Genomic DNA, 4,508 nt, shown 5'->3' on the forward strand with positions numbered 1-4,508 from the left:
GTCGATCTCCTTGCCCAGGCCGGGAGAGCCGATCACCAGCTCGCCGGTGACGGCCAGGATCAGCGCGACCGAGGCGGCCAGCCGCACACCGGTCACCACGTACGGCAGGGCGGTCGGCCAGAGCAGGAAGCGCAGCCGGTCCCACGCGCCCAGGCCGTACGAGCGGGCGGTGTCGCGCGCCACCGGGTCGACGTCCGCGACGCCGTACACCACCTGCACCAGCACCTGCCAGAATGCGGCGTACACGACCAGGACCACAGTGGACCGGATGGTCGAGCCGTAGAGCACGATGACCAGCGGGATGAGGGCGACCGACGGGATCGGGCGCAGGAACTCGATCGTGGTCGCCGTGGCCGCGCGCAGGAACGGCGCCGTGCCGATCAGCAGCCCGGCCACGAGGCCGGCCGCGACCGCGATGCCGAGGCCGACCGCCCACGTGACGAGGGTGTCGACGAGGGCGGTCCAGAACCCCGGCCGCACCGCCTCGTCGGCGACCGCGGCGAGGACTCGGCTGGTCGGCGGTGCATACTCCGCCGGCACCACGCCGAGCCGCGGCGCCACCTCCAGCAGGAGCGCGAAGGTGGCCAGGCCGAGCACACCCAGCAGAGCGGGGGTGGCTCTTGTGGGTACGCCGCCCGCGGCCGCCGTCATACCCGTCCGGTCGTCATGGCAGCAGCGCGGCGACGTCCGGCTTCTGCGTCAGCAGTCCGTCGGTCACCGCCAGGTCGGCGAGTGCCTCCACCGACTGGCGGTTCACGTCGGCCGGCCACTTGGGCAGCACCAGGGCGTCGCGGACCTCGGGAGGGATCTTGGTGTACGTGCCGAGCACCTCGCGCACCTCCTCGGGATGTGCGTCGGCGTACGCCAGCGACTCCTTCATCGCCTCGGTGAAGCGGGTGACCAGGTCGGCGTTGCTGCTGATCAGCTGCTGGGAGGTGAAGTACATGGCGACGGTCAGATCGGGCGCCGCGTCGACGTAGCTGGACGCGATCTTGCGGGCCTTGGCCGCGACCGCCGTCTGCTGGAACGGCTCGACCACGAAGATGGCGTCGACCCGGCCGGCCTGCAGCGCGGCCACCTGTTCGGGGAAGGGCAACTCGGTGAACTTGACTGCCGCCGCATCGCCGCCGTCCTTCCGGACCGACGCGCGGACGCTGGTCTCCACGATGTTCTTCAGCGTGTTGGCCGCGACGGTCTTGCCGGCCAGGTCTTTGGGTGACCGGACGGGACTGTCCGCCTTGACGAACAGGCCGGCGAAGTCCTTACCGTCGACGCCGGTCGAGTTGTTGCCGTTGGAGACCACCTTGACCGGCGCGTTCTGCGACTTGGCCAGCAGCAGGGAGATGGTGTTGCTGAAGCCGAACTGGTACTGCCCACTGAGCACGGCCGGCAGGATCGCCGCTCCACCCTGCGCGGTGGTCAGGGTGAGGTCGATGTTGCGGTTGCTGAAAAAGCCCTTCTGCTTGCCGAGATAGATCGGGGCGACGTCGAGGATCGCGATGACGCCCGCGTTCACCTTGTCCGGCTGGCCGCCGGTGTCCGGTCCGGCGCCGTCGTCCGAGCCGCCGCCGCACGCGGCGAGGGCGAGGGTCACCGCCGCGAGCACCACAACCAGGGGGGATCGTCGCATCGGAACTCCATCCACCAGAGGGAGGTTCGCTTGTCGGCGCGGACTGTGCGGAAAGCGCACGGAGATTCTCACCGAACCTAGATCCGCGAACCGATCGCCGTCAATGGCTGCAGCCCGGTTGACGGTCCCCGCTTCCCTTCCTACGGTGATTCCCGGAACATCTGTTCGCACAGCGCACACATCGGCGGTGACAGGGTGCCGGAGGCGGAGCGTCCGCCGCACTTCGTGCGGTCCCTCGAGCGCGGCCTGGCGGTGCTCCGCGCGTTCGACCGGGGCCGGTCGGAGCTGACGCTGAGCGAGGTGGCCGGCGTGACCGGCGTGACCCGGGCCGCCGCCCGGCGATCCCTGCTGACCCTGGCCGACCTCGGGTACGTGCGCAACGAAGGCCGGTTCTTCTCACTCAGCCCGCGGGTGCTGGAGTTGGGATACGCGTACCTGTCCAGCCTCACGCTGCCGGAGATCGCGGAGCCGTACCTGGAGGCGCTGGTCGCCGAGGTCAGCGAGTCGTCCTCGGTCTCGGTGCTGGACGGCGGCGACATCGTCTATGTGGCCCGCGTGCCGGTGTCGCGGATCATGACCGTGGCCATCAGCGTGGGCACCCGCTTCCCCGCGTACGCCACGTCGATGGGCCGGGCGATGCTCGCCGGACTGTCCGAGGCGGATCTGGACGGCTACCTGGCGGGGCTGGTGCTCGAGCGGCTGACCCCGCGGACGGTGGCGTCGCCGAAGGCGCTACGGGCGGAGATCCAGCGGGTCCGGGCACAGGGTTGGGCCCTGGTGGACCAGGAGTTGGAGGAAGGTCTGCGGGCGGTGGCCGCGCCGATCCGCGACCGGGCCGGGCGTACCGTCGCCGCTGTCAACGTGTCCGCGCACGCGAGCCGGACCACCCTCGAATCGATGCGCCGCGACCTCGTGCCGCCGCTGCTGGCCGCGGCGGCGCGCATCTCCGCCGACCTGCCGGCCAGCGGCCGCCGCTGACTACGGCCTGCTGGTCAGGCAGTACGGTCAAGTGATGTTCGAGTACGTGTCGCGCCGGTTCGCAGGACAGGCCGGACCGGCCGGCCGTTTCGTCGAGTCGATCTGGTTCGCGCGGGGTCGCATGGCCGAGCCACGAGAGCGGATTGCTCCGACCGGCTCAACGGTCGCGGCCATCGTTCTCGGCGACCCGATCCGGCAGTCCCCGCTCGGTGCGGGCACCGCCCTCCTCGCCGATTCGGGTTTTCTGATCGGCCCGCACGACCGGCCGATCGTCAACGAGCCTCAGGGCGAGACGCACTGCGTCGGGATCGTCACCACGCCGATCGGCTGTCGCCCCGTTCTGGGGTTGGCTCCGGCCAAGCTGCGCGGTCGGGTCGTGGACCTGCTGCGGGTGTGGCCGAGGGCCGCCGATCTCCGGAGCGCACTGTTGACCTGTGGGACCGCGGAAGCGGCTCTCGATGCTGTCGAAGAGACGCTCAGGGTGCCGGAGCCCTTTCCCGAGTATGCGATCGGACGGTGCGAGGTCGCGGTCCGGAGCCTCGTCGATGAACCGAGTCGTCCGGTCAGCGACATCGCGACGGCGCTCGGTCTGAGCCACGGCTACCTCGACCGGCTGTTCACCGAGCACGTGGGGCTCAGCCCGCGCACACTGGCGCGCATTCTGCGGGTTCGCCGGCTGCTGTAGGACATCGACGTCCACGATGCGGTGGGGTGGGCGGACAAGGCGACGGAGCTGGGCTGGTTCGACCAGGCACACCTGATCCGCGACTTCAAGCGTCACACCGGGGTGACGCCTTCGGAGTACATCGCCGTCCAACGCTCGGCGTACGACCGCGCCGAGGCAGCCGTCTCGGCCGGTTTCGTACCCGAGGTGGGGTGAAATTCGTCCAATCCCTGAGCGTCTTGGAGGTGCACCGTGGCGATGACAACGAGCCGGAGGCACCATGACCGAGGTTTTCACCGCCGAGACCACCATCGACCGTCCCGTGGACGCGGTGTGGGCCCGGCTGATCGACTGGGACAACGCGGCGCGATGGATGCCGGGTGTGGACGCGTTGCGCGCGGACGGGCCGACGGCTATCGGCACGACGCTGGTCTTCACCGCGCGCGGCAAGCAACGCACGTCGGAGATCGCCGCTCTCGACACGGGACGCAGCATCACGTTGAGGTCCGTCCAGGGCGGGGTGGTGGCGGACTACGTCTACGCGTGTGCGCGGCACGGCGAGGGCACGAACGTGAGCCTGACCGCCGTCTGCCGGATGACCGGGCCGGTCCGGCTGCTGGGACCGGTGATCAGGGCCGCGATCCGTAGGGCGGACAGCGGCCAGCTCAACGCATTCGCCGCCACCTTCTCACCCTGATGCCGCCCTCACGTGTTTCAGCAGATACAGCCCTGGCACCGTGAGCCGCCCGGTCTCCTTCCCCGTGGCCAGGTCGTACCGGACCACGCCGTCGGGATGCCCGGCCCAGGCTTCCCCACCGGCGCCCAGAACAAGTCCTCGCGCCGATCCCGGCGTAGCGATCTCGCGGCGCGGTCCGGTGACCACCACCACGTTGTCGACGTTGACGACGAGTTGGCGCGATGCGGTGATCCGCGCGTTGGGCTTGCCCTTCTCCCCGGCCGCGGCGAACGGGCCGACCCGCTCGACCACCAGCCGATCCGGGTCGATGTCGGCCACTGTCCCGGACGATGCGTGCACGACGCACAGGCGGTCACCGGCCGGGGCCAGCGCCATCGCGTGGACGCCCGGCCGCTCCCGCCCGAACGGTGCCGGTAGGGCGACTCGGTGCGTCCAGCGCTCGCCGAGGTGCAGGCAGTCCACGAAGGCGACGGCATCGGGCTGATAGGCGTAGAGCGTGTAGCTCATCGCGCGGGCCGGGTCGTGGAGACGCTCGATCA

General features: G+C 70.4%; 6 protein-coding genes and 1 pseudogene. 4 read left to right on the forward strand and 3 right to left on the reverse strand.

From position 1 onward, the window contains the following. Positions 1-651 (reverse strand): ABC transporter permease subunit (locus AB0M20_RS28950; RefSeq protein ID WP_364303479.1); only part of this gene is annotated, 651 nt, incomplete at its 3' end. 13 nt (positions 652-664) lie between these two features. Beyond that, positions 665-1,630: an ABC transporter substrate-binding protein gene (locus AB0M20_RS28955; protein ID WP_364303480.1), complete on the reverse strand. Its 966-nt coding sequence runs from the start codon at positions 1,628-1,630 to the stop codon at positions 665-667. Positions 1,631-1,825: 195 nt separating this feature from the next. Between AB0M20_RS28955 and AB0M20_RS28960 the strand changes: the two genes are divergently transcribed. The 4 genes from AB0M20_RS28960 (at position 1,826) to AB0M20_RS28975 (ending at position 3,969) form a co-directional block, all read left to right on the forward strand. Further along, positions 1,826-2,608, forward strand: a complete 783-nt coding sequence (locus AB0M20_RS28960) for an IclR family transcriptional regulator C-terminal domain-containing protein (RefSeq protein ID WP_364303481.1) — start codon at positions 1,826-1,828, stop codon at positions 2,606-2,608. A 34-nt stretch (positions 2,609-2,642) separates the two neighbouring features. Then, on the forward strand, positions 2,643-3,293 hold the full coding sequence (locus tag AB0M20_RS28965) for a DUF6597 domain-containing transcriptional factor (RefSeq protein ID WP_364303482.1): 651 nt from the start codon (positions 2,643-2,645) through the stop codon (positions 3,291-3,293). Between the two features lie 21 nt (positions 3,294-3,314). After that, complete coding sequence (locus AB0M20_RS28970; protein ID WP_364303483.1) at positions 3,315-3,488, forward strand: AraC family transcriptional regulator; 174 nt, start codon at positions 3,315-3,317, stop codon at positions 3,486-3,488. 64 nt (positions 3,489-3,552) lie between these two features. Beyond that, positions 3,553-3,969 (forward strand): SRPBCC family protein, encoded by a 417-nt coding sequence (locus tag AB0M20_RS28975; protein ID WP_364303484.1) that lies wholly within the window; start codon positions 3,553-3,555, stop codon positions 3,967-3,969. Here the strand turns inward: AB0M20_RS28975 and AB0M20_RS28980 are convergent. Beyond that, positions 3,961-4,508 (reverse strand): annotated as a pseudogene (locus AB0M20_RS28980) (hypothetical protein); the annotation flags it as partial. The gene AB0M20_RS28975 and the pseudogene AB0M20_RS28980 sit on opposite strands and share 9 nt — an antisense overlap.

The organism is Actinoplanes sp. NPDC051633, from assembly GCF_040681735.1.
Classification (GTDB): domain Bacteria; phylum Actinomycetota; class Actinomycetes; order Mycobacteriales; family Micromonosporaceae; genus Actinoplanes.

Bases quoted from the DNA above. Each gene is read 5' to 3' on its own strand.
- AB0M20_RS28955 (WP_364303480.1), bottom strand. From the start codon at position 1,630: ATGCGACGATCCCCCCTGGTTGTGGTGCTCGCGGCGGTGACCCTCGCC.
- AB0M20_RS28965 (WP_364303482.1), top strand. From the start codon at position 2,643: ATGTTCGAGTACGTGTCGCGCCGGTTCGCAGGACAGGCCGGACCGGCC.
- AB0M20_RS28975 (WP_364303484.1), top strand. From the start codon at position 3,553: ATGACCGAGGTTTTCACCGCCGAGACCACCATCGACCGTCCCGTGGAC.